This window comes from Clostridium sp. KLE 1755, assembly GCF_000466465.2.
Lineage (GTDB): Bacteria > Bacillota > Clostridia > Lachnospirales > Lachnospiraceae > Eisenbergiella > Eisenbergiella porci.
In genome coordinates this window covers 59,887-84,905 of the sequence record NZ_KE992760.1, presented here as the reverse complement: position 1 = coordinate 84,905, position 25,019 = coordinate 59,887, and the positions used below count along the sequence as shown (strand labels likewise).

Genomic DNA, 25,019 nt, shown 5'->3' with positions numbered 1-25,019 from the left:
CTTGGCTCGTTGCTCGCGGGAATAAAAAATCTGCGGCCTGGTTTCTTTGCGGGAAACGGAGGGCGCAGATTTTTTGTAGATATATTAATTTTAATTTGAATCCGGAAAAGATAAATGTTCGTCTTTGAATTTTCAAAAACTTAAAAAGTTATCGAAGAGCTTATCCTTCGTAAGGTACAACGGAACCCTGGTAGGTGTCGTTGATGAATTTTTTCATTTCATCGGATTTCAGGACTTCTACGAGTGCTTTGATTCCTTCGTTGTTTTCGTTGCCTTCTTTTACGGCGATGACGTTGACATATTTTTTAACTGCATCGGAATCGGAGGTTTCTACGGCCAGGGCGTCGTCGGCTGCGTTCAGGCCTGCTTCCAGGGCGTAGTTTCCGTTGATTACGGCAAAGTCAAAGTCAGGAAGGCTTCTGGGAATCTGCTCTGCCGCCAGCTCTACGAATTTGATTTTGTGAGGGTTTTCCTTGATGTCGTTTACGGTTGCGGTGATGCCTGCTCCGTCATTGAGGGTGATCAGGCCCTGTTCCTGGAGAAGGAGAAGCGCTCTGGCTTCATTGGTTGTATCGTTGGGAACTGCAATTTCAGCTCCATCAGTGATGGCTGCAAGGTCGCTCTGCTTTCCGGGATATACTCCCAGGGGTTCGTAGTGGATATTTCCGGCATTTACCAGATGTGTGCCTTTTTCTTCGTTGTAGCTTTCCATGTAAGTAATGTGCTGGAAGTAGTTGGCATCCATATCGCCTGCTTCCACTACTTCATTGGGCTGTACGTAATCCGTAAATTCAGTTACTACAAGCTCCCAGCCTTTGGCTGCCATTAAGGGTTTTGCTGCTTCCAGGATTTCCGCGTGGGGAACGCTGGTTGCCGCAACGGTAACCTTTCCTTTGGATTCCACGGTAGTTTCTGCTGTGCTTTCAGCTTCCTGGGCGGCAGTGCTTTCGCTGCCCGCCTCTTCGGTCACAGCTGCCGCCGTGCTTTCAGGAGCTGCAGCATCGGTCTGCGCGGCAGTGGTTGACGCATCGGAACCGCATGCGGTAAGAAGGCCTGCTGATAAAACAGCGGCCAGGGCAAAAGATAAAACTTTCTTTTTCATAATTTTCTCCTCCATTCATCCATACATAAACATGTATTTCTATGTTAAGCCTCTGCCAGGCTGTGCCTGCAGGTACATGGCTTCAATGTGAAGCGGCTGCGCCGCTATCCGGTAATTCTTTTGTCCAGCTTCCGGGAAAGCTTCATGCAGACGGCCTGCATGATTTGTACAAGCGCCACCAGAAGGATAACCGTCACGATCATGATATCCAGCTGGTATCGGTTGTAGCCGTAGCGGATGGCGATGTCTCCCAGTCCGCCGCCGCCCACGGCTCCGGCCATGGCGGAATATCCCAGGATGGTGCCCAGGGCAATGGCAAGTCCGCTCAGCAGGGAAGAACGGGCTTCCAGCAGCATTACTTTAATGACGATCGTCGGAATCCCGGCTCCCATACTCTGGGCCGCCTCAATGACTCCTTTATCCACCTCCAGCAGGGAGGATTCCACAAGTCTTGCAATAAAAGGGGCTGCTGCCAGAGTCAGCGGCACAATTGTGGCGCTGGGGCCATAGCTTTTGCCGACAATGGCTCTTGTCAGAGGTATAACAAGAATCAGCAGAATGAGAAAGGGGATGCTTCGCATTACATTGACAAGCACATCCAGGATCCTGCTCACCGTCTTGTTGGGCCTGAGTCCCTCCCTTCCGGTCACCACCAGGGCCACGCCTGCGGGAAGGCCGATTACATAGGCCATCAGCGTGGATACCAGCGTCATATATAAGGTAGCAAAGGTACCTTCCACGATCATCATAACCGTTGCACTATTCCACATAATCATCCAGCTCCTCTACGGTAAGATTCCTGTCCTTCAGGTATTGAATCATTTTCTCCGCAATCTGCATGTCCTCCGGCAGCTGCAGGACCATCTGTCCTCTGGCTATGCCGCCCACATCCTGTGTGTCGGCCATGAGGATATTGACAGAGGCTTTACATTCCAGAACCATATTGGCGATCACCGGCTCAAAGGAGGAATTTTCCGTAAAAGCAATGCGGATACAGCGCTTGCTCTTCATCAGGCTGTATTTCCTCTCTCCCTGGAACACCAGCTTCCTGGCAGCCCTGGATTTGGGCGCGGAAAATACTTCCTCCACAGTTCCCGTTTCCGCCAGCTCACCGTTATCTATAATCGCCACATGGCTGCAGATTTCCTGTACCACGCCCATTTCATGGGTAATGATAACGATGGTAATTCCAAATTTCTGGTTGATATCCTTAAGCAGCGCCAGAATGGACCGGGTTGTCGTAGGATCCAGGGCACTGGTAGCCTCGTCGCACAGCAGGATTTTCGGGTTCATGGCGAGGGAACGGGCAATTGCCACCCTCTGCTTCTGTCCGCCGGAAAGCTGGGCAGGATATGCATCAGCCTTTGCCTCCAAATCCACGATTTTCAAAAGATCCCTGGCCTTTTCCCTGGCCTCTTTTTTCTTCATACCCAGAATTTCCAGGGAAAAACATACGTTGTCCAGTACAGTTCTCTGCATCAGCAGGTTAAAATGCTGAAAAATCATGGCAACGCTGTTGCGCACCTTCCGCAGCTCCTTATCGGTACAGGCCGACAGATCCTGCCCTTCGATCAGAACCGTTCCCCCCGTGGGCTTCTCCAGGAAGTTCAGGCAGCGTACCAGCGTGCTTTTTCCGGCGCCGGACATACCGATAATGCCGTAGATATCGCCCTTATTGATTTCCAGGTTGATGTTCTTCAGGGCTTCCACCCTGTTTTCCCTCGTCTGGAAGGTTTTGGTCACATTTTTAATTTGTATGATAGGCTGTTCCATTTTCTCAAGCCCTTTCGCTTTAGCTTCTGTCTGTCCGCCATATGCGGACAAATGTTTTCAAACCAGTACTGCAGGAACGCAGCAATTCTGCCGCCCATCTAAGGCTGCCGTCAGAATCCGGCAGGCTTCCCCGATTCCCGCGCAAACTTTATCATACCACATTTCTTCTAATCCTGTAAATAGTAAACGAGACGTAACTGTCACGCAGGCCGGCACATTTACTGTGCTGAACGCAGGAAAGTGATCCAGGACTGCCAAAAAGCATCCCTGCAGGCGATTCAGGATGGTTTTTGGCAGTCTTTGTGAAGAAATTGAACGGTTATACCGTCCCATAATTTTCAGAAAAAAGACTTTTTCATAAATCCTTCCCTGGCGGACATTTGCGGGACTTCGTCTATTCCTCGCCAAAAAGCGGGGTGGAAAGGTACCTGTCGCCGGAATCCGGAAGCAGCGCAACAATTACTTTTCCTTTATTCTCAGGGCGTTTCGCCAGAAGAGTTGCCGCATACAGGGCGGCTCCGGAGGAAATTCCCGTAAGCAGGCCCTGGGTCTGCGCAATAGCCCTTCCTGTAACATAGGCATCTTCATTTTCCACCTGTATGATTTCATCGTAGATTTCCTGATCCAGCACGCCGGGAATGAATCCCGCCCCGATTCCCTGGATGGCATGAGGGCCGGGCTTTTTGCCGGAAAGCACGGCCGACTGGGCCGGTTCCACCGCAACCACCCTGACCGCCGGATTTTTTTCCTTCAGATAGGAGCCTACGCCGGTCAGTGTCCCCCCGGTACCTACTCCCGCCACAAAAATATCCACATTTCCATCCGTGTCATCCCAAATCTCAGGACCGGTAGTAAGTCTGTGCGCTTTGGCATTGGACGGATTCTCGAACTGTCCGGGGATAAAGGAACCGGGAATCTGGCTGTGCAGCTCCTCCGCCTTCGCAATGGCTCCCTTCATTCCCTCCGCCCCCGGGGTGAGGACGATTTGCGCTCCATAGGCCTTCAGCAGCTTGCGCCTCTCCACGCTCATGGTTTCCGGCAGGGTCAGAATTGCCTTGTAGCCCTTGGCCGCAGCCATAGCCGCCAGGCCGATTCCGGTATTTCCGCTGGTGGGTTCAATGATAGTGGCTCCCGGCTTCAGCAGCCCCTGCTCTTCAGCATCCAGAATCATCTGCAGGGCAATCCTGTCTTTTACGCTGCCAGCCGGATTAAAATACTCCAGCTTCGCCAGAATCACAGCGTCTGTAACGCCTGCTGCCTTTTCGTAATTCACCAGCTCCATAAGAGGGGTTCTTCCAATGAGTTCTTCCGCACTTTTTTTAATATTTGCCATAGTCTGTTCTCCTTTTTTATTTGACTGCCGCCGAGGTATTGTAACAGTCCGGGCTGCTGAGCTGTTACGATGTTTATATTCCTAGTATTTTAGTAGGTTTATTATGAATTGACTATACTACTGAATTTTTTCAGTGTCAAGAAAATTATATGTTTTTCTTTTTTGTTATATCATGTAGAAATGAATTGGGAAAATATAACCCAAAGACCTGACAGATAGTATTATAAATAATATGAAACGGCCGAATGGTACCTGGGTTTTCTGAGGTGATATTTTTCTGAGGTGAAATAATAGAAAACATCCTATTTGAATGATATAATGTAAAAACAGATAAAGACAATTGAAATATACGGAGGGAAAAATGATACTTTCAGATAAAACATTAATGAAAATGCTTGATGAACATACCCTTATCGTTGATCCTCTTGAAATTGGACAAATACAGCCTGCAAGCATTGATATTCGTATTGGAAACACATACAGTATTGTAGAGGACTCGTCTTCAGGCATAATTAATTTGGATGATGAAATATCATACAAGCAGATTACCGCAGAAAAATATATATTGCTTCCGGGACAATTTGTACTGGCAACAACAATGGAATATTTCGAATTGCCTGATAATCTCACAGCATTTGTTGAAGGACGCAGTTCTTTAGGAAGAATGGGACTGTTCATTCAAAATGCAGGTTGGGTTGATCCTGGATTTAAGGGTGAAATAACCCTGGAATTGTTTAATGCAAACAGATGTGCCATTGAATTAAATGCAGGACGCAGAGTCGGGCAGCTAGTATTTGCCCAGCTTGATAAAGATGCATTGCATCCATACAGGGGAAAATATCAGGGACAAAGAGGTGCAACAGGTTCAAAAGCATTTCTGGATAACGTAACAGGACTGCCGGCAGTCCCGCCGACAGTCTAAAATTCCCTCGCACCCCCTAAAAACTGTGCATACAATATGGTCTTCGCCGTATTTTCCACCGCATCCATCCTGCTAAAGGCGTCGTAAATATCCGGCCCATACGTGATAACTCCATGGTTCTGCAGAAAAATGACGTCGCTGTCCGCCGTTTTTTCCACTTCCTCCACCAACTGCCTGCTGCCTGCGGGCGCATAACCGGCAATTCCTATTTTCCCAATCAGGGAAGGTACCTCCAGCACCCAGTTTTCTGGAAATCCTTTTCCGCAGACGGCAAACGCCGTAGCAGCAGCCGGATGGGTATGGACAATCGCCCCGATATCCGGGCGCAGCTCATACAGCCTGCTGTGCATGGCCGCCTCCCTGGTGGATTTATAGCTTCCCTCAATTACCGCACCGTCAAACCGCTGTCTGATTATCATTTCCGGCGCCAGAAAGCCCTTGCAGATACCGGAGGGTGTGACCAGCATTTCATCCTCCCCCGTACGGATGCTGATATTTCCATCCTTGCCGCTTACCAGCCCCTTTTCAAAAAGCAGTCCGGCGATGCGGCAAATCAGCTCCTTTTTATTCTGCATTTCTTTTATATTTTCCATTTCTTTCTTAATTTTTATTTCTTTTTTATCTTCTATTTCTTTTTTATTTTCCATATCTTTTTTCTTCCCTATTCCAGTCCATCCCTTATTTGCTTACCCACGCTCTGCCCGCCGCCTTCCGCAATCCCGTCCCGACAGCGCATAAATATATCAGGCCGCCGGGAAGAAATGTTCCTCAAGCATCGCGCACAGTGTATGGTAAACGGGCAGATGGTATTCCTGGATATCCGCCGTAACGCTGCTGGGCACAATCAGGCACACATCGCACAGCGCCTTCAGCGCCCCGCCGTCATGACCCGTAAAACCGATCACCTTCATCCCCTTGCCCTTTGCTACCCTGACCGCATTCAGGACATTGGCGGAATTGCCCGAGGTAGTCATGGCGATCAGGACATCCCCTTTCAGGCCATATCCATAAACCTGCTGTGCAAAAATCATTTCCGGGTTCACATCATTCAGAAAAGCGGTGGATAATGCAGGATGGCCCGCCAAGGAAATCGCCGGCAGCGCTCCCTGCAGATGCTCGGAAAGCCCGCCGAATTTTTCCTTTTCGGCTTCACTGAGGGGACGTTTTTTATAAAAACCCTTCATCAGCTCTCCCACAATATGGTCAGAATCGGAAGCGCTGCCGCCGTTGCCGCATACCAGCAGCTTCCCGCCGTTTTCATAGGAAGCCTTCATGATCTGAAAGGCTTCTTCAATCGTATCCTTCATTCCGTCCAAAGCCGGATATCTCTCCACCAAACGTTCCAGATAATTCATTCTTAATCCTCCTGCTTACAGTCATATGCCCGTTCTCCCTGCAGATACCGGGCCGCCTTTTCCAGAAAAAACTCGCTCCCGAAGCTCCCTGATTTCAAAACCAACTGCAATTCTCCCAGATTTGCAGTTCCGGTCATGGCCGGGACGCCCGGTTCGATCTCCTCGCCGATTTCCATCCGGTAAATCTCCAGCTCTCCTGTAACAGCCGCCGAGGTATCGCCGCCTGCCACCACCAGCCTGCGGCAGCCCGTCCGGACAAGCACACTGCGGGCCACCCTGCACAGGCAGCCGGAAATACGCTTCCCGATTTCTTCATGGGTCAGCCCCAGCTTTTGACCGGTTTCCTTGGTACGCCGCACCTTTTCCTTCTCCTGCACCGAATGCACAAGAACCATGGCATTAGAGGAATTGGAGCCGCTTAAGGCATTGACGGCGCTTTCCGTCAGACGTCTTTCCTCCGCAGCGAGCGCTTTTTCATCAAAAATCGTTTCCGTATCAAAGGTGAATATGGGATACCCCTTCCGGCGCAGCAGCTCCGTCTGGGAAATGCTCTGTTTCGTCAGACTTCCCGCAATCAGCAGCACAGGCGCTTCTTTTTCCGGTTCCAGCCTGCGATAGGCTGCGGGCAGCTCCTGTCCGATAGCCGAGCTTCCGCAGATATTGACTTCATCCGCCACCGCATCCGCCACCAGCCTCAGGTCTTCCTGATGCCGGATATCAAATAATATATAAGCGCAGCTGCGCTTCAGTTCTTCTTTTTTTCTTTTTACAAATTCCAGGCCCTGATCCAGATCGCTCCAGGTAATCTGCCCGATCGGCCGGTCAGTCTGTCTGTGCATAATATCCGGAAGGAAAGAGCAGTCCATGGGATGGATGGGATCGGTGCGAAACTGCGAATCCTCCAGCCTCGTCCCATAGACATAATGTATGCCGTCCACCGTCGTCCGCCCATTTCCCGGAAAGCCTGCGATAACCATGGAACATCCAACTCCCAGCACATCCTGCATGCTGTCGAATTCTGAACCAATATTTCCCCGGAACACGGAACAGGTTTTATTAAAATAAACATCACAGGGAAGCGTCTGCAAAAGCGCCGTCGCTTTGGCAACCTTTGACGCTGCAGTCTCAGGAGCATCAAAACGGCTGTCTGTATCAATAATAATCACATCCAGCCCTTCGCTTTCCCTGCGTATATCACAGAGGGAAATGAGGCTCTGCGGAAACACCGCACTGCGAAAGCCTCCTTTTTTAAACATAACCCCTATGTCATTGGCGCCGGTCACATCATCGGCAACAACCCCGATTCTTTTTTTCATATCCGCTCCCGTCCTATTTCCAAAGCAGGAAATTCCTGATCTTATCCTCTACCACACGTGAAACGGCCTCACCCGCTTTTTCCAGCGCCTGCCTGTCCATCTGCAGGATTTCCCGGTTGGATTTCCTTGCGCATCCCAGAGAACCCAGGAAGGCCTGCTCCAGATCCGTGGCAATGTTGATTTTGCTGACGCCCCCTCCGGGTATGGTGATTGCCGCCTGTACCGTCTGGGCCGGAAGGCCGCTGCCGCCGTGAAGAACAAGGGGAATGCTCACCCGTTCCCGGATTTTAATCAGTCTGTCCAGATCGATTTTCGGATTTTTTACCGGATATACGCCGTGAGCCGTCCCGATGGAAACAGCCAGGGTATCCACACCCGTTCTGGCAACGAACTCCTCCGCCTCCTGCGGGTCGGTATACAGGCTCTCGTCATTGTCCGTTTCTATCTTATCCGTGGCCCCTATTTTACCAAGCTCGGCCTCCACCTCCACATTTCTTTCGTGCGCGTATTCCACCACTTCCCTGGTAATGGCCACGTTTTCCTCAAAGCTTTTCTGGGAAGCGTCAATCATGACGGACTGAAAACCGGCGTCAATCGCTGCCCTGATTATCTCCATATCCTTGGTATGATCCAGATGCAGCGCCGCTTTTCCCTGATATTTTTCGTGGATTTCATAAAAACGCCGGGCAAATTCTTCTGCGGTAACATCAAACCAGTTAAATTCATTGGCTGATATCTGTACGATAACAGGGGCCTTTGTTTCCTGTGCGGCCCGCAGAATATATTCAATTAAAAAGGTATTCCTGGCGGAAAAGGAACCTACGCCATAGCCCCCTTTTTCCGCATCCTTAAGCATCTTCGTCACTGCTGTCAATTCCATAAAAATTCCTGCCTTTCCTTTGTTCCTTCCCGCGCCGCCGCTTCCGTCAGGGCAAGATAGGTTTTGTATTTTGCAAGGCAGGCTTCCCCATATTCCTTCCGGGGAGCCGCCGTTTTCCGTTCGATATCCGCTTCTTTCCGGGAACCCTCCCCGGAGAAATCCCCGGGGCATTTCGGTTCCTTCACGGCCTCTGCCGCCAGCATTGCCGCGCCTGCAGCCGTTGCCTGTGTCTGCTGTGAAAGGATAAAACACCTTCCTGTCATATCCGCTTTTGCCTGCATCAGCAGCGGATTCCGGGTTCCTCCGCCAGCAGCGATCAGGCGATCCGCATGAAGCCCTGCATCCTCGATAAGCTCCAGGATTACCCTCGCTTCGCAGGCTATTCCTTCATAAATCCCCTGGGCCGCATCCATTGGCCCTGTGGTCATATCCAGTCCCAGAAGGCCTCCGGGAATCATTTTTTTCCGGTGCGTCCCGCCTCCGTTGACAAAGGGAAGATACATGACTTTAGACGGCACCTGCCGTTCCTGCTTCATCAGGCTTTCATAAGAGACCTGCCCTCCCGCCGCCTGCAGAAAACTGCGAAGCCATTCCACGGAAGCGCCTGAAGAGGGCATATTGCAGATCCAGTAAAACCGCCCCTGGAAAACTCCCAGCTGAATCCCCCGCTCATACAGCCCGGAAAGCTCAGGCAGCCTGTCCGGAAAGCCCAGATAAACCTCCGAGGTTCCCATGGAATTGAGGACATCGCCTTCGCCCAGCCCTTCCGCCCGGGCAGCGCACAGATGATCGTGCCCGCCAATTCGAACGCTTATCTTATCGGGAAGCCCGTACCTTGACGCCAGTTCTTTTTTCAGGATCGGCCATCCGGTACTTCCTTTTCCCACGGGAGGCATTTTCCCGGTCACGCCGGCAAATGCTGTCAGTTCACTGTCCCATTGGCCCTCAAATATGTTATAAAGCATCGTCCTGCAGGCCAGGGATTCCTCCGTCCTGCGTTCTCCCGTAAGACGGAAAAACAGATAATCCGAAACGGACAGGAAACAGTCCATCCTTTCAAACAGCTCCGGCCTGCTGGTTTTCAGGGAAAGCAGCTGGTTGATGGTATATTTCCGGTGCCAGATCAGCCCTGTTTTCCGATACAGGGAAAAACCTCTCAGGGAGGCGGGAAAATCCGCTTCCTCCGGCCCTCCCTGCCCGGCGTTCCATGGCACAACAGGCGTCAGGGGAACGCCATCCGCATCCACCGCCACTCCCGCTTCCGCCATGCTGGTAATGCCTATGGCCCTGATCTGCTTTCGGTCAATCTGAGAAAAAAGCTCCTTCAGGCAGTCCTCCGTTTTCTCCCAAAGCTCCTCTGCACGAAAGCAGCGCCCCCAGCCCGGAAGCTCCCGCACGGACTGATCCCTGAGGACGGTATGGCAGACGGAACCGTCCGGCCTTACCGCACATACCTTCATATGCGTCGTACCAATATCAATTCCCAGAAATAATTCCATTGCCTGTTACCTCTGCTTCAGCCAGGCGCAGACCGCCTCCGTGCCGCTGACCGGGCTGGTCAGGCAGCGCTTTTTCTCTTCCTCCGGCCAGTTCTCCACGGCTCTTGCCATGGACGCCTGCGCCAGTACCACCACCTCATTTTCGGCAAGCAGCGCCTTCAGTTTATCACCCACCATCCGGTCATACTCCGCTTCCCGGCCTTCCGCCAGTAGGCTGCCCGCATTTTCAATCACCAGGCTGTTAAGGACAAGCGTTTCCGCGCGCCCCGCTTCCTCCGCTTTTCTGCGGATCAGCGCTGTGGTGGGATGAATGGTGGACTGCAGTGTTGCCGCAACGCCTACGCGGGTATAACCGGCCGCCAGGCCTGCCATAGGCTCATCAATGCGGAATACGGGAATATTTACGAGCGCCCTTCCCTCCTCCGCCAGCCCGCCGATGGAGGAGCAGGCGCACAAAATGGCATCCGCCCCGGTGGTCTGCGCCAGCAGCAGAAGGGAATTCAGGCGGTACTTCACGCCCTCCGTTATCTGTCCCTCCCGGTTGATTTCCGGCAGCATGCTGTCATCCAGCAGGTTCACAACTTCAACTGCCTTCCCCTGTCCCGCAGCCGCAGCAAGCAGCTTTTTCAACGTGGGTATGGTTACAGGGGTTGTATGGATTACCGCTATTTTTTTCATAATTTCTCCTCCGCATATCACATCTCTGCCTGTGATACTGCATTAATCCTCCTGTCTGTGCGCTTCTTCCCTTTCCAGGAGATCATTTTCCAGGATTTCCAACTGGCTGTGAACCGGAATGCGCACGGTTTTGATTTCAAACGGGGTGAAAGCAAGGGAAAATTCCCTGTGCAGCCCATGAACTGCAACCTGTGTTTCACAGGCCCTGCCCGCTGTTTCCACAAGGCGCAGGATAAGGTCCCCGCTTCCATCTTCCGCTTCCTTCATAACGGTCACAAGCACATTGTCCGCAGATACGCTCAGGAAAGAGGCGCTCTGGGGCAGCTCGCCCTTATGATAGGTTTCAAACAGGGCAATGGGCTTTTCATTCAGCTCCCGGCTGCGCCGTACGGTGCAGGCATCCTCCCAGCTGCCGTCATGGGGATACAGACCGTAGGTAAAGGTCTGCACACCCTGATCCACATATACATATTCCAGATTTTCATCCGGCTGGTAAGGCTCGTGATTGGCATATATCGGGCTGCGCAGCACGGTCAGGGAGACTTCCTTTCCCGCAATGCTGCCGCTGGATTTCCCGTCATTGAGGAAGGAAAGTCCGTTTATTGCCGTTTCAAGCCCCGGATTGGCGCCCTCCGTATCCAGGAAATTCTGCATGGGGTATTCCTCTCCGTTCGGTTCTCTTTGCGCCACGCCGTAAGGGATTTCCCAGCTGGCCCGCAGGTAATTAAGCTGCATCGGGAACCGCAGCTTCAGCATGGACATTTTTTCATGCCAGTTCACCGTCGTTTTTACGCGGATATAATCCAGTTCCCTGTAGATGGAAAAATCCTGGAAAATACGGGAGCTTCCATAGGTGCTGGTGACACGGATCACACATTTTACGGGACCGCATTCCACTCTTTTTACGGAAACGCCTTCAAAGCGGCCTTTCACCTTGTCAAAAATACGCACGCCATGGGACCAGGTATCGCTTTTATCCTCTATCACCACAGGCACGGCCGCCGGACCGCTGAAATATTCGGTACCGTCATTTTTCTTGTAAAGGGAAGAAATATAGCCTGTTTTTTCATCAAAGGCGATTTTAAACCATCTGTTTTCCGCCGTATTCCCGCTGCATTCCACATCCGGGAAGGTCCTGGCCGCCTCCCTTATCACCAGACGGTAGGTGCGGTAGCCAAGGGCCGGGAGCTCGGCGATAAACACAAGCCTCGTCCGTCCGTTGCTGGAGGCCAGCGACTGTACGGTCTGCAGCGGTATCTGCGTGCCTTCCTCATCCACCAGAACCTGATTTTCCTTCAGGCAGGGGGATTCCATTTCCACCTCGAATTTACCGGAAAAGGCGTTGGGATTGAATACCACGATGGGCTTCATATCCTCTTCCATGGGGATATCAATATGCCAGGATATGGACTGCACTGCCGCATTCAGCCCTCTCGCCGCCGTATCCAGCGCAGCGCCATAGCTTTCCCTGGCATCCTCATAGGCAGGTTCTATGGAGGTTCCCGCCATGATGTCATGGAACTGGTTAAACAGCACCTTTTTCCAGCTTTCCGTATACTTTTCCAGCGGATATTTTCCGCCTGCCCAGTGCTTTCCTGCAACAGAAAGCTTTTCCGCCATAATAAGGCGGTTTTCCGCCAGACGGTTCAGCCGCTTCACCTCGGAATGGGCGCTGTAACAGCCGCTGGAATGGTGGAACAGCTCGCCGGATACCACAGGCAGCGTCCTTCCGCTTTGCTTAACCGCCTGAAAATAGTCATCCGGCGTGGATAGGATCAGCCGCGGCATATCTTCGGCCCGGTTCAGCTCATGGATGCTTTCAATATTCTGCTTTGTGGGGCCGCCGCCGTGGTTTCCCACACCGTAAAAGCACATGATGCTGCCCCTGGGATCCTTGATTTCTCCGGCACAGCGCTCTATATGTTCCTTCAGCTCCCTGGGCCAGGTACAGTATTCAAAGGGAATCCGGAAAGCAGTCACCGCGGAACCATCATTGGAGGTCCAGGTAAAGGTTTCACCCTCCAGTCCCTTTTCATGACGTCCCGGACGCATGAATACGTAATTGTCCATTCCCGATTTTTTCAGAATCTGCGGCAGCATGCCGTTGTGGCCGAAGCTGTCCACGTTATATCCGGTCTGCGCAGTCACTCCCAGCTTCTCCTGAAAATACCGCTGACCGTACAACCCCTGGCGCACATAGGACTCCCCGCCCGGCGCATTACAGTCCGGCTGAATCCACCAGCCGCCCACGATTACCCAGCGGCCCTCTTTGACCCGTTCCCTGATTTCCTCAAACATGGCGGGTTCGTTTTCCTCCACCCACTCATAGTAGGCTGCAGAGCTGCTTGTAAAAAAGAAGTCGTCATACTCCTTCATCCTGTCCAGGGCCGAACGGAAGGTGGCCTTAACCTCCTGATACCCCTCCTGCCACTGCCAGAGCCATACCGGATCCAGGTGGGCGTTGCCGATCATATATAAAGTCTTTTCTTTTTCCATACTCTCTCCTGTCTGCGCTGCTGTGCGCCGCACTGTATATCAGAAAATTTATAGGTTACTCTGTATTACCGCCGTCCGGGGCCTGACAGTCTGCAAATTCCAGCAGGTTTACCTCCGTGGCCTCCCCCGCGGTCGTCCGGGTGCCGGGAAGCTTCAGGGTGAGGATTTCCCGGTGGCCGATGGTCACCGGATAGCTTATTTTATTTACCGTGAGTACACATTGTGTGTCCCTTCCTTCCGTTTCCAGAAGCCTGACTATCAGGGAATTGTCGTCCTCACATTTTTTCATCAGCATGATGCGGACATTGTCGCAGTCCCCTCCGGCCGCTCCGCCTTTTCTGATTCCTGCAAGGCTGCATGCAGTAAGCCGCCTGCTTCCCGCATGGGCGCTGTCCGCCAGATAAGAAACCGGAGAATTTATTTTAACGGCAATCCGGTAGTATTCTGAGGACGGCAGCTTCCTTCCGTGAGGCTTCAGGACAAACCGGAAGCATTGAGGCCCAATATCCGTATACTGATAGCTTTCCTTTCCGTTGTACCAGTCCGGGCTGTTGCCCTGGGCATAAATGGCGCTTCTGCAAAGGGTAATCTGGGTTCTGCCCTCCGTAATGTTAAAGGCGTATTTCCCGTCATTGGCAATGGCCAGCCCTCTGCCCTCCTGATCCTGCACATCCAGGAAGCGCTGCATATAATACTCCGCGGCATCCCCCTTCAGATCTCTTTCCAGAATGCCATAGGCCGTTTCCGCCGCCGTATAGATGCATTCCTTTCCGGTGGTGAAGGCCGCCTTCAGCAGCGTCCAGTTATGATTGAAAATCAGCCTGTTTTCCACCCTCAGCTCTTTTTCCTCCGCCCCCAGGGAATACAGCTGCTCCAGCGTGGTTCCTTCAAAGGCCGTACGCACACGGATAACCTCCCGGACTCTGCCGCTTTCCACTTTTTCTATACTGAGCAGATGGAAGGAAGCATTCCTGTCCTCATATCTCCTGCCCTGGAGTCCGCCCCAGGCATCCCTTTCATCCGTGTACACGCGCACGCCGCACGGTCCCTTCAGGGCATCGTAGCCCGTTTCTTTATCCGTCAGGGAAACCAGCGCTCCCGTAGCGGTGTCAAACCGAGCGCAGATAAATTCATTTTCCAGGGTATCCGCACAGGGATTGTCAATTTCCATGGAATTATTGAAGCAAAGGGACGGCTCCTCCTTCACCGTACGGTATACGGCAAAGCCAAAAGCCGGTACCTGCGCCCTGAAAACAAATCTCCTCCTGCCGCCCAGCGTGGTATGCCTTACCTTGGCATCCGTATGGATTCTCTGGTAGGGGATTTCCTGGTAAGAGACAGCATCCATGGATGCATCCGCAGCTATCGCCGCCGGGCCGAGAAGCTTCAGCGGGGCCTGGCAGAACCATTCCAGCTCGGCCTCCACATAATCATCAAACGGCTGGCTGTCCGTGTTGAACAGAACCAGCGGGAAGCCCTCTCCCCGGGTGGAAAGCCTGTTTACAATTCCCTGTATTGCCAGCGCCTTTATTTTGCCGGCCTGGGCACATACGCCGGAAAGCTGCATAATGGCTTCATCCCTGGCTGATTTGATGGTGGTTCCGCCCATGGTGTCATGGAATTCGTTGAACAAAAGAACCTTCCACAGCGCTTCCATTTCCCCGGTCTGCTTCCTCCAGGCCAGCTCGCTCCCGTCACCGCCGTCGGAAAGCATCGCCTCCATACTCATCAGGTTTTCAGCTTCCATCAGCCTGCTTTCCGCCAGCCGGTTCAGTCGCTTGAACTCTGAATCAATGGAATAGCAGCCTTCATTTACCTTTTCAAAAGGGCCTCTCAACACAGGCAGCTTCGTACCTGATGCGGCCGCATCCCCGGTTATCGCTTCCAGGAATTCCGTATAGGTGGAAAATTTCAGCTGTACGTCCCCATAGGCGGCAAAGGCTTCCTTATCCTTCCGGAGGCTCAGTATGCTGTTGATGTTTTCTATCGTGGGACCGCCGCCGTGATTACCCACACCGTAACAGCAGGGCATTTTATCATACTTCATGGTGCGTTCCAGCGTGGTTTCTATATTTTTTACTGTGGGTTCATGGAACCAGGTGGTATATTCCGCAGGAAGGCTGATTGCATTTACACGACTGCCGTCATCGCTCTCCCATACAAAAACCGGGGTATCCAGCCTGGGGCGCATGAACACATAGGAATCCATGCCGCTTTTTTTCAATATCTGGGGGAGAACATGGTTATGGCCGAAGCTGTCCACATTGGAACCGATGGTACACAGCTTCCCGAAACGATCCAGCAGATACCTCTGGGCATACAGCCCCTGCCTGACAAAAGCCTCTCCACAGGGAAGGATGCAGTCCGGCTCCAGGAACCAGCCTCCTGTAATTTCCCATCTTCCCTCCGCCACACGCTGCCTGATCTCCTCAAACATTTCCGGAAGGATTCCCTCTATCCATTCAAAAAACAGCGTGGAGGTGGAGGTAAATTTAAAGTCGTCAAATTCCTTCATCCGCTCCAGGGCCGATGCATAGGTAGCCTTCACCTCCTGCATCCCTTCCTCCCAGTTCCAGAACCAGACCGGATCGATATGTGAATTTCCTATCATGTAAAGCTCTTTTTTATTCATAGTACGATATAACCCTTTTCCGGCGGTTCCCGCCGCCTCTTTCTGTCTGTTTTCCTGTGACTGAATCGTTGTAACAGTTCAGACGGGGGTGAACCGCTACCATATTTTCTGGTTTCTTCGCTTTCTCTCTTCCCTTTCGGCTCTTCCTGCCGAAAGGCGGACGGCAAGGCCCGCCGGATAACTCTGCAATGTGCGCAGTCCCCGCACGCCGTCTTCCTCTCCCAGCCCTGCCAGCGCGCGGCAGAGAATCAGATACAGAATCTGCAGCCGTTCCGTCATAAGCGCTACCTGCCGTTCCTCCTTCATGCATTCTGCAAATTCCGGAAAACGGATCAGCTTCTGCAGCATGGGAATAAACTCCTTTCTGCCGCTGTGCTCCGCAGCATAAGCAAAGCTCTCCACATAATGGTAAATTCCCCGATGGATATCCTCATAATCCCGGTCCGCCGCAGCCAGCAGCATAAGCGCCCTTTCAAAAACAGGGAGAATACAGTCCTTCCCGCTTCTTCCCAGAAGATTCATATGATAAACCGTCTCCGGCATCACGCCATGATCCGGAAGCAGCTGTGCACACATGACAGATCCGGCTCTTTCCGGAAGCCCGCTGCCGGACAGCTCCTGCTCTACGAATGCGGCGTATTCCTCCGCCTCCTCCTCCCAGCCATGCCACAGACACAGGCCAATCAGCCGGATACGCAGGCCTCCTGTACACTCCTGCGGACATCCGTCCGAACCCCTGCCGTTTTTCCAGTCATATGGCGAGGTTTCCTCACGAAGCCTTTTCAGCAGAAGGGGAAGGACCTCCTCCGACTCTGCCGTCACTGCAGCCGTAACAGGAGACTCCTCTGTTTCTTCATATATAAATGGCACATCCACCCAGTGGGTCCTGGACGCGGCAGTTATCCTGTAAACCGTCTTCTCCAGAGCCTGTTTTCCTGCTTCTCCGTTTTTTCCTTCCAAAGCAGGAAGCGTCAGCGGATCCTCCGTCAGCTTTAAAAGGAATTCCCTTCTTTTTGCGCACTCCATCTGTTCCGGCAGCATGCCCTGCTTCAGGCTCTCAGCCAGCAGCCCGCCCAGCATAGCTCCCTGATGCATCAAATCCGGTTGCATACGTATGCTTGGAAACACATTATGTGTGGCGCTCACAGCCTTGCCCGCCACATAAAGCCCCTCTATCCGTCCGCCCCCTTCCTCACAGGGAAGCAGTGCGGAAAGAGGAATCTGTATTTTTACCTGGGGAGGAAGCACACCGCAGTAGATAACGTCCGCATCCAGCTTTCCTTTAGGATCATAATTGGAGTAGCAGGTATACAAAGCATCCGGATAGATGCGAAAATCCATCAAATCCTTCAGATTTACCGTGTATACTCCCTTCACATGCCTGCTCTCCCGCATGCTGACATAACCGCCGTGATCACAGGTCTGTTCCCCTCTGCGCCTTCCCAGCAATATAAAACGTGTCATATCCGCCGGATCCGCAGAAACGACCATGGAAGAAAAATTGTTCCGGTAACGGTTCACATCCGTATACTGCGCCAGGGAAGCCCAATAGGTGATACAATCCCTTTCCGAACCGTATACAGCGTCCGCCCCTGCGGATACCGCCAGATCCCCGTCGCCTGTGGCATCGATCACAGCCCTGCCGTAATATCCGTACAAACCGTCAGGCCCGGCTGCCGCAGCCCCGCAGCAACGCCTGCCTTCTGCAGTCCTCTCACAAAGGGTTCCGAAAACCATGCTGCCAAACCGAAGCTCAACACCAGCCTCCAGACACAGTCTGGCTAAAACCGTCCCGCGGATCCCCGGATGGAAATCATCCGCCCTATCCCAGATCCCTTCTCTGCGGGGAAGCCCCAGCGGCGCCGCCATTTTCTCCGTTTCCGCATCAATCTCCCGTACATCACGGAACCGGTTCCCGAACCAATAGGTACTCACGCCGCCCGCCGTGGCCGTGCCGCCCAGCGTATACATCGGCTCCAGCAGCACGGTGCGCAGGCCTCCTCTGGCCGCATACAAAGCCGCCATAGCACCCGCCGTCCCGCCGCCTGCCACCACCAGGTCGTAATGCTCCTCCCGGAGTGCCGCCGAATCCATCACCGGAAGCTTCCTGTAAATTCCCGCCTCCTCGCTACGAAGCGAGGGATCTCCCGAACTTATGGCACACGTTCTGCAGCCCTCCGCCTTATTCGCCGAAAACCGCTTCCAATCCGGCCCGTAAAGGCGGTTCTCCTGTCCTTTTGCCATCCCAGCCTTATGTTCCCCGCCTTTTCCTTCCGCAGCATCCACCGTCACCGCCGCCCGCGGCGCAAAACGCCCCAGCTGCAGCCACGGCAGCTCCCGCTTCAGCCTGCCGAACACTTCAGCCGCTGTTTCCTGCGCCTCTGTCAGCAGCCCTGCAGACCCATCCGTCTGTCCGGCCCATCTCTTACGCAATCCGCCGTCCGGCAGGGAAATGGTGAGCAGCCCTTTTCCCTCCTCCCCTTCCAGGCAGAAGAATACCTCTTTCTCCCCGCACCGTACGCTTCCCTTCTTTTCAAAGGCATCCATTCCCGGGAAACCGCCTGCCAGGACCGTATACTCATACCCCTTTTGCGCAGCGGCAACTTCCTCCTCCTGCCACGCTTCATCGCAGAGAATCCCGAACAGGCCGCCCTTTGCAGCAACGCGGACCAGCCTCTTCCTGCTGCCGGCCTCCTCCCGGGAACTATCTCTCCGTCCGTCCCTGCCCTCCTCCGGGCAATCCACGGGCCAGATCCCATAAAGCAGCATTATCCCCGCCTCCAGACAGCAATCCTCCAGAAATCTCTTTCCCTCATCCGGCCGCAGCAGCCCCAGCTTCTTCGTACGCGTCTCCTCCGGGAAAAAAGAACACTCCTCCTCCGAAAGCCGGTAACGGAAGGTCTGGCAGATATCCTCACCCAGACAGCTTTCCTTCACCGCCAACAGCACCTTCTTTCCCTGCTTGGCCAACGAAAGCGCCCGGTACACTGTATACAGTTTTCCTCCCAGCACGCACAGATCCACATCACCGATTATGGGCAGACCAGTTATTTTTTCACTCATCCCAGTAAAAATCCTCTTCCAGGTTCAAAATCATTTCCATACCGTTCTTATCCAGATAGGTAATCACAAACGTCCTCGCCTTCAGATCCGCATCCAGCACAGCCTCCAGCCCGCCGTCCGTCCACCTAATCACCAGCCTGGAATCCTCCGTCCCGGGCAGGGACATTTCCCCGTCAAACACCGGATACGCATTCCTAAACTGCATCAGACGCCGCAGCCGTTTCACAACAGGCTTTTCCACCGCTGCCTCAATCTCTTCCACCGTATAATTATGCCGGCTGATATTTCTGTCATAATTGGTCCGCTCCATCAGCTCATAATCATTTTCCCCGGCCAGCAGCCCCATATAATATACCTGCGGTACACCCGGCGTAAAAAACTGAATCGCCCGGGACAGCAGATAACTGTCGTCATCCTCACCCACTGCGGAATAATAAGAACAGTTAATCTGATACACCCGCTTTTCTCCCAAAGCCTTCTGACTGTAATCCCATTTAAAATTCGCCCCATACTTTTCCGTCTGAGCAATTACCGCCTGCAGCTCCTCTTCGGAAAGCAGATCCTCCACATCCACAGTCCCCAGCCCGTCATGCGTATCCAGCGTAGTGTGCTGATCCCTTGGACAGATGGAAAGCCAATGCCTGATACGCCTGCTGCTCTGACTGTACAGCGTATGCAGTACCATCACCGGAAGCACAAAATCATATACCGTATACCCATGCTCCGCAATCTTCAGCTGCACCGTATAATGATCATGAATCTCCGGCAGCATAGGTATTCCCTTCTCATCCAGAATCCCCTGCACACGTTTCATCATATCCCACATTTCCGGTTCAATAAAAAAGCAGGAGGTATTCAGCTTCTTCGTGGCAAACGCAAAAGCATCCAGACGGATCATCCCCGCTCCCTGCTCCATCAGAAACCGCAGCGTACTCTCCACGAATTTCCATGCCGCCTCCGATTCCAGATTCAGATCCATCTGCTCATCGTCGAATGTACACCATATTTTTTCCGTACTTCCGTCTGCAAAACGAATCTCCTCGCAAGGCGCGCACGGCTTCCTCTTATTCAGCAAATCCACCTGCTCCTGCGTAGGCTCCCCGCCCGGCCAGAACTTTTTAAACCGCAGAAACATATCCGCATATTCCGAACTCTCATGCTTCTCTATAAAATCCAGGAACTCCGGGCTCCTCCGGGAAAGATGATTGATCATAAAATCAAACATCAGCTCATACTCTCCCGCCAGCGCCTTCACATCCTCCCAGTCCCCGAACGCCGGATCAACCTCCCTGTAATTCACAGGCGCAAACCCCCGGTCCCCCGAAGAAGGAAAAAACGGCAGCACATGAATCCCATTGATCTCCCTCTTAAAATACCTATCCACCACCCATTTCAGCTCCTTCAAATCCTTCCCGAAGCTGTCTGCATACGTAATCAACATAATCTTATTCTTCATAACACTCTATCCCATCCAATCCCAAATAACCCAACCGATTTCTATCTTTTATTATTTTTCACTTCTTATCTTTTGCCCTTCTCCCCTTCCAACAACCTCCGGCCCCGGTTCGTCCTGTTTTTATCCGGCGCAGCCTTGCAGAGCTATGGGCCTGCGGTGGGGCGCCGGGTAAAAACAGGACGAACCGGGGCCCCACTCATCTAATACCTGTAGGTTTCGAAGAAGGTCTTAAACCAGGGATTATAATAATTTCCAAAAGCCATTTTCGCTTCCTTCAGCCGTTCATCCGCATCCGCTATCAGCTGCGGATTCACATGCCCGAAGGTATAAAAATCATAATGTCTGGAGGTGATTTTATCCAGCGTCTCCCGCCATGCTTCCTCGCTGGAACCGATTTTCTCACTGAAGCCGCCCCAAACAGCGTCCCCCGCTATCAGCAGCCGGTAGTCGCCTGCCGTAACCTCAAAGCTTACCGATCCCATCGTATGTCCGGGCGTATACAGCGCTTCCACCGTAAAGCCCTCCCCTTCCCAGGCATCGCCTTCCGCAATCAGCCCATCCACAAGGCAGGGCACGGACTGCGTTCCGTACAGAAGCGCAGCGGAAGTTTTTACGGAATTCCCCGCTTCCACCTGCTCCCGATCCAAGGCATGGAGGAACAGCCGGCAGCCGAATTCCTCCTTCCAGAGATGCGCCGCCCCCACATGGTCGTAGTGTCCATGCGTTCCCAGAATAAATTTTATCTGCGAAGGCTCCACGCCGGCCTTTCTGATATTTTCTTTCACCTGCTCATATCCTTCCGGCGTACCGCAGTCTATGAGGAACCATCCGTCCTTCCCCTTCAGCAGAGTAACCGTGGCATCAAAGAAATGGGTCAGGCTGGGGCCGCCAACCTGGTATATATTCGTTAAAAGCTTCATATCTGATATTCCTCCGTATCCAACTTCATCTGCACGCTGAACCGCTCCGCATGCCGGTACAGATCCTGATAAGCCTTGATTCCTACGGAAACCGCCGCGTAATCCCCAATCAGCTCACCCAGGCTTGCCGGAACGATTCTGCATGCCTTTCTTGATACGGGAAGCGCCTCCTGCTCCAGCGCTTCCCTCATCTTTTTATCCAGTACGTTTTTCTGCCTGGCGTAAATACTGCCAATCACTATCATTTCCGGATTCAGGATATCGATGAGCACGGAAAGCCCTCTTCCCAGATAGGTTCCCACAATATCAAAAATCTCCGCCGCCAGCTCGTCTCCCTGTTCCAGCGCCTCCGCGATGGACTTGCAGGAAATGCTGTCAAGCTCCGCCTCGCTTTGGCAGAAAAGAGGCGTTTTCCCTTCCCGAAGCGCTTCCTCCGCCATCATCCGGCCCAGCTTGGCGATCCCGCCGCCGCTGCAGAAGCCCTCAAACGATCCATACTTTCCGTAACCAAAGGGGCCTTCCTTTTCCATCCTGATATGCCCCACTTCACCGGCCATGCTTGTAGTGCCGCTGTACAGCTCATTATTTAGAATCAGCCCCGCTCCCATACCTGTCCCGAAGGTAAGGAATATCATATTCCTGCAGCCTTTTCCCGCTCCCATGCTCCATTCCGCCAACGCACAGGCATCCGCATCGTTCTGCAGCATCACCGGCACGCCGAAGGCCTTCTTCAGCGGTGTGTACACATCCGCCCTGTCCCACCGGGGCAGGTTGGGAGGCGACAGTATCAGGCCCTTTCCGGCATCCAGCGGCCCTCCGCAGGATATGCCGATGGATGTCAGCTTCCAGTCCGGGTTCCGTCTGAATCTTTCCCGGATGATTTCGATAAAGCTTTCCATCGCCCTGTCAAAATCCTCCGTCTCGGTCTCCATCCGCACTTTATCAAGAAATATGATATCGTCGGAATGCTGTCTGGCAAAGGATACCGCACACTTCGTTCCTCCTATATCTATTCCTACCACTACCTGCATTGTGTTACCTCCTGATTTTCCGATATTCCACATTCAGCGCCTGGACAGAGGCTTCCTTCAGCTCCCCTTCTCCGGCTGCTATTCTTTTTTCTCCCGGCAGGAGCGTAAAATAATTCTCCTTCCAGTACACGGGATTCCCATCCTCCCGGGTTAAAAACAGGAACAGCGCCGCTGTTTTTCCCAGGTTTTCTATTTCCACACCCGTATCCAGGCACGCCATTTTCAGCTCTGGCTCCTCCATTCTAAACACCGCCCCCAAATCGCATTCCCTGGTAAACAAATATTCATTTTCAGCAAGGACAGTCCCGTCAGTCTTCCTGCGCAGAAAAAGTCTGAGCAAAAGCAGCTCCTCCTCCAGCTTTTCCAGCGGCAGGCGGATGTTCCCTACCTTGGCGGCGCTCATAGCGGCTTTATCACTGGAAAAGCATTCTGCCATCAGTGTTCTGCCGTCCATGGCATATACCTGCGCCAGTACTTCATAGCCTCCGGGAGCAACACATGCTTCAACGTTGGCCGCCATATAAATATCCGCCTCCAATGCTTCCTGTCCATAAAGAGAAGCACTGTCAAAGGATGCATTTACCAGATAAGGCGAATATACCTTTTTTACACCATAATAGGCCGGCTTGGGATTACCGTAGTAATCCAGGGAGGAGGTACAGTACAGATTGGGATATGGTTCATTAAACTGCCAGGGAAAGGTGCCGCTGTTATGAAAAGCCCTTCTTCTGTTGCACTCTACCGCATACTTCAGCCCTTCATACTGCATGAACTGGCTTCCCTTACGTATTTTCTCTATTTCCTTTAAACCGCCGAAGGTTTTCTGTACCAGAGGCTCATTATTCCACCAGGCTCCCCTGTGGAAATAATACGCATTATCCTTGCTGGCCGGAAGGAAATGCTCCGGCGCCGTGGTTTTGCGCAGCGCCTCATAATTCGTCATTCCCTCCACACCGAATTCGGAATGCAGCATGCAGGTTCCCTGATTATACAGCTCACAGTGTTTTTCCAGTCCCTGATGCTCCCAGGGTCCGTGCACATCCAAAAGCTCTCCCGGACATTTCTCCAGATTTTCAAAGGAATTGAGGAATACGCCGCCCGAAGGGGATGTGGGCAGCCATTTTCTGTCCCTGTCCAGCCTTTTTACCTGTTCTCCCATCACCTGCAGCAAGGGATGTTCCTCCGAAAGCGGCATCCCGGCTTCATCCTGCAGTTCATTTCCTCCACACCAGACCGCGAGCGCTGTAAATCCCCTCTTCTGTCTGATAATGGACTCTGCCTGCCCTCTCATCAGCTCCTTATAGGCTTCGGACACCGAAGGCGTATTATCGATTCCTGAACTGGAAAGAATAAATTCCTGCCATACAAGGATTCCCGCCTGAGCACACATTCGATAAAAAATATCGCGTTCTATCAGGCCGCCTCCCCACACACGGAGTATATTCACTCCCGCCTCCCTGGCCAGACGGATGAGCCGGGCATAGGTATCCTCCGGGACGGCGCCGTACATCACATCTGCAGGCACCCAGTTATAACCATTCATATATACTTTTCTTCCGTTCAGGCAGAGTGTGAAGCTTCCTGTTTTTGAGGCTGTCACATCCCCCCTTCCCGGAACCGTTTCCTCGTTTGGGAGAAATTCTATCTTCCGTATTCCCCATGCCAGCGTACGTCTGTCTGATACTTCACCCAGACGGTCAAGCAGCCTCACCTCCACCGGATATTCATAAGGCTCGCCCTGGCCATTGCACCACCATAGCCTTGGATTATCTATATGCAGCACGACCGTACACCGGCCGTTTTCCAATATCCCCGTAAAAGCATGCTCTCCGAAGCGGCCCTCCAGCCTGCAGCCCTCCGTACCCTCCGCTTCCACCTCGATGGACACCTCCGCTTCAGACATTCCCTCAGACAAAGAAGAATGCAGATATACATCTGTCAGCCTGGCTCCCCCGTTCACCAGAAGATATACCTCCTGCCAGATACCCTGATGTATCATCCGGGGACAGAAATCCCACCAATAGGTCATTCTTGATTTATGTGTGGTCACCAGACTCGTCTTTCCTACCTGAGGCTGTTCAAACGGTGCAGGTTCCAGTACTACGGCCAGCAGGTTATTGCTGCCATATTGAAGTCTTTCACTGATGTTTAAGCTCCAGGGAACAAACATCCCCTCCTGCTTTCCCAGCGATTCTCCGTTCAGAAAAATCTCCGAGCTATAGTCAATTCCTTCAAATACCAGCGTTATCTGTCTGCCTTCCAGTTCCTCCGGAATATAAAATTCTTTTTTATAAACCCAGGTTCTCTCCGGCGCCCATTCTGCCAGCCTGGAATTCAATTCATAATACGGGTCGGGAACCAGCCCGTTTTCCATCAAATCATGCAGTACGCTTCCCGGTACACTGGCCGGATACCACCAACGCACATCCGGACTTTCCTGCTTTACCGAATCACGCCAAATCCAGTCCATTCCCACAAATTCCTTCATTTTCCAGTCCGTGCCGCCCAAATCAATCCTGTCTGCGGGTCTTATCAGCTTTCCATTCATATTCCGTACTCCTTT

General features: G+C 52.6%; 18 protein-coding genes. 1 reads left to right on the top strand and 17 read right to left on the bottom strand.

What is annotated here, in order from left to right:
- Nucleotides 1-160 precede the first annotated feature (160 nt).
- The 4 genes from HMPREF1548_RS23000 to cysK form a co-directional block, all read right to left on the bottom strand.
- Complete coding sequence (locus HMPREF1548_RS23000) at nucleotides 161-1,102, bottom strand: MetQ/NlpA family ABC transporter substrate-binding protein (RefSeq protein WP_025488589.1); 942 nt, start codon at nucleotides 1,100-1,102, stop codon at nucleotides 161-163.
- 104 nt (nucleotides 1,103-1,206) lie between these two features.
- Nucleotides 1,207-1,872 (bottom strand): methionine ABC transporter permease, encoded by a 666-nt coding sequence (locus HMPREF1548_RS22995; RefSeq protein WP_025488588.1) that lies wholly within the window; start codon nucleotides 1,870-1,872, stop codon nucleotides 1,207-1,209.
- Nucleotides 1,862-2,875 carry a methionine ABC transporter ATP-binding protein gene (locus HMPREF1548_RS22990; protein WP_025488587.1) on the bottom strand — a complete coding sequence of 338 codons (1,014 nt, stop codon included), beginning with the start codon at nucleotides 2,873-2,875 and terminating at the stop codon, nucleotides 1,862-1,864. Before HMPREF1548_RS22990 ends, HMPREF1548_RS22995 begins: the two co-directional genes overlap by 11 nt.
- 394 nt (nucleotides 2,876-3,269) lie before the next feature.
- The gene (cysK, locus tag HMPREF1548_RS22985; protein ID WP_021639042.1) at nucleotides 3,270-4,208 is read right to left on the bottom strand and encodes a cysteine synthase A; all 939 of its coding nucleotides are present in this window, start codon (nucleotides 4,206-4,208) and stop codon (nucleotides 3,270-3,272) included.
- Between the two features lie 361 nt (nucleotides 4,209-4,569).
- Between cysK and dcd the strand changes: the two genes are divergently transcribed.
- Complete coding sequence (gene dcd, locus HMPREF1548_RS22980) at nucleotides 4,570-5,130, top strand: dCTP deaminase (protein WP_021639040.1); 561 nt, start codon at nucleotides 4,570-4,572, stop codon at nucleotides 5,128-5,130.
- Here dcd and HMPREF1548_RS22975 read toward each other — a convergent pair.
- From HMPREF1548_RS22975 to HMPREF1548_RS22915, 13 genes are all read right to left on the bottom strand, one after another.
- Nucleotides 5,127-5,777, bottom strand: a complete 651-nt coding sequence (locus tag HMPREF1548_RS22975; RefSeq protein ID WP_021639039.1) for a class II aldolase/adducin family protein — start codon at nucleotides 5,775-5,777, stop codon at nucleotides 5,127-5,129. The genes dcd and HMPREF1548_RS22975 overlap by 4 nt on opposite strands.
- 96 nt (nucleotides 5,778-5,873) lie before the next feature.
- Nucleotides 5,874-6,485 (bottom strand): D-sedoheptulose-7-phosphate isomerase, encoded by a 612-nt coding sequence (locus HMPREF1548_RS22970; RefSeq protein WP_021639038.1) that lies wholly within the window; start codon nucleotides 6,483-6,485, stop codon nucleotides 5,874-5,876.
- A gap of 2 nt (nucleotides 6,486-6,487) precedes the next feature.
- Nucleotides 6,488-7,801, bottom strand: coding sequence for a four-carbon acid sugar kinase family protein (locus HMPREF1548_RS22965; RefSeq protein ID WP_021639037.1), 1,314 nt, complete (start codon nucleotides 7,799-7,801; stop codon nucleotides 6,488-6,490).
- Between the two features lie 13 nt (nucleotides 7,802-7,814).
- Entirely contained in the window at nucleotides 7,815-8,681 is an 867-nt protein-coding gene (locus tag HMPREF1548_RS22960) for a class II fructose-bisphosphate aldolase (RefSeq protein WP_021639036.1), read from the bottom strand.
- On the bottom strand, nucleotides 8,672-10,180 hold the full coding sequence (locus HMPREF1548_RS22955) for an FGGY-family carbohydrate kinase (protein WP_021639035.1): 1,509 nt from the start codon (nucleotides 10,178-10,180) through the stop codon (nucleotides 8,672-8,674). Before HMPREF1548_RS22955 ends, HMPREF1548_RS22960 begins: the two co-directional genes overlap by 10 nt.
- A gap of 6 nt (nucleotides 10,181-10,186) precedes the next feature.
- Complete coding sequence (locus HMPREF1548_RS22950) at nucleotides 10,187-10,858, bottom strand: aspartate/glutamate racemase family protein (protein WP_021639034.1); 672 nt, start codon at nucleotides 10,856-10,858, stop codon at nucleotides 10,187-10,189.
- A 42-nt stretch (nucleotides 10,859-10,900) separates the two neighbouring features.
- A complete protein-coding gene (locus HMPREF1548_RS22945; RefSeq protein WP_021639033.1) occupies nucleotides 10,901-13,354 on the bottom strand; it encodes an alpha-mannosidase in 2,454 nt (817 codons plus the stop codon).
- 55 nt (nucleotides 13,355-13,409) lie between these two features.
- Nucleotides 13,410-15,965 carry a glycoside hydrolase family 38 N-terminal domain-containing protein gene (locus HMPREF1548_RS22940; protein ID WP_270495077.1) on the bottom strand — a complete coding sequence of 852 codons (2,556 nt, stop codon included), beginning with the start codon at nucleotides 15,963-15,965 and terminating at the stop codon, nucleotides 13,410-13,412.
- Between the two features lie 117 nt (nucleotides 15,966-16,082).
- Nucleotides 16,083-19,049 (bottom strand): FAD-dependent oxidoreductase, encoded by a 2,967-nt coding sequence (locus HMPREF1548_RS22935; protein WP_021639031.1) that lies wholly within the window; start codon nucleotides 19,047-19,049, stop codon nucleotides 16,083-16,085.
- Nucleotides 19,042-20,505: a sucrose phosphorylase gene (gtfA, locus tag HMPREF1548_RS22930; protein ID WP_021639030.1), complete on the bottom strand. Its 1,464-nt coding sequence runs from the start codon at nucleotides 20,503-20,505 to the stop codon at nucleotides 19,042-19,044. Before gtfA ends, HMPREF1548_RS22935 begins: the two co-directional genes overlap by 8 nt.
- Nucleotides 20,506-20,705: 200 nt before the next feature.
- Complete coding sequence (locus HMPREF1548_RS22925) at nucleotides 20,706-21,425, bottom strand: MBL fold metallo-hydrolase (RefSeq protein ID WP_021639028.1); 720 nt, start codon at nucleotides 21,423-21,425, stop codon at nucleotides 20,706-20,708.
- Entirely contained in the window at nucleotides 21,422-22,456 is a 1,035-nt protein-coding gene (locus HMPREF1548_RS22920) for an ROK family protein (protein WP_035323524.1), read from the bottom strand. The genes HMPREF1548_RS22925 and HMPREF1548_RS22920 overlap by 4 nt, the downstream gene beginning before the upstream one ends.
- Nucleotides 22,457-22,460: 4 nt before the next feature.
- Nucleotides 22,461-25,004 carry a glycoside hydrolase family 2 protein gene (locus HMPREF1548_RS22915; RefSeq protein WP_021639026.1) on the bottom strand — a complete coding sequence of 848 codons (2,544 nt, stop codon included), beginning with the start codon at nucleotides 25,002-25,004 and terminating at the stop codon, nucleotides 22,461-22,463.
- Between the last annotated feature and the right edge of the window lie 15 nt (nucleotides 25,005-25,019).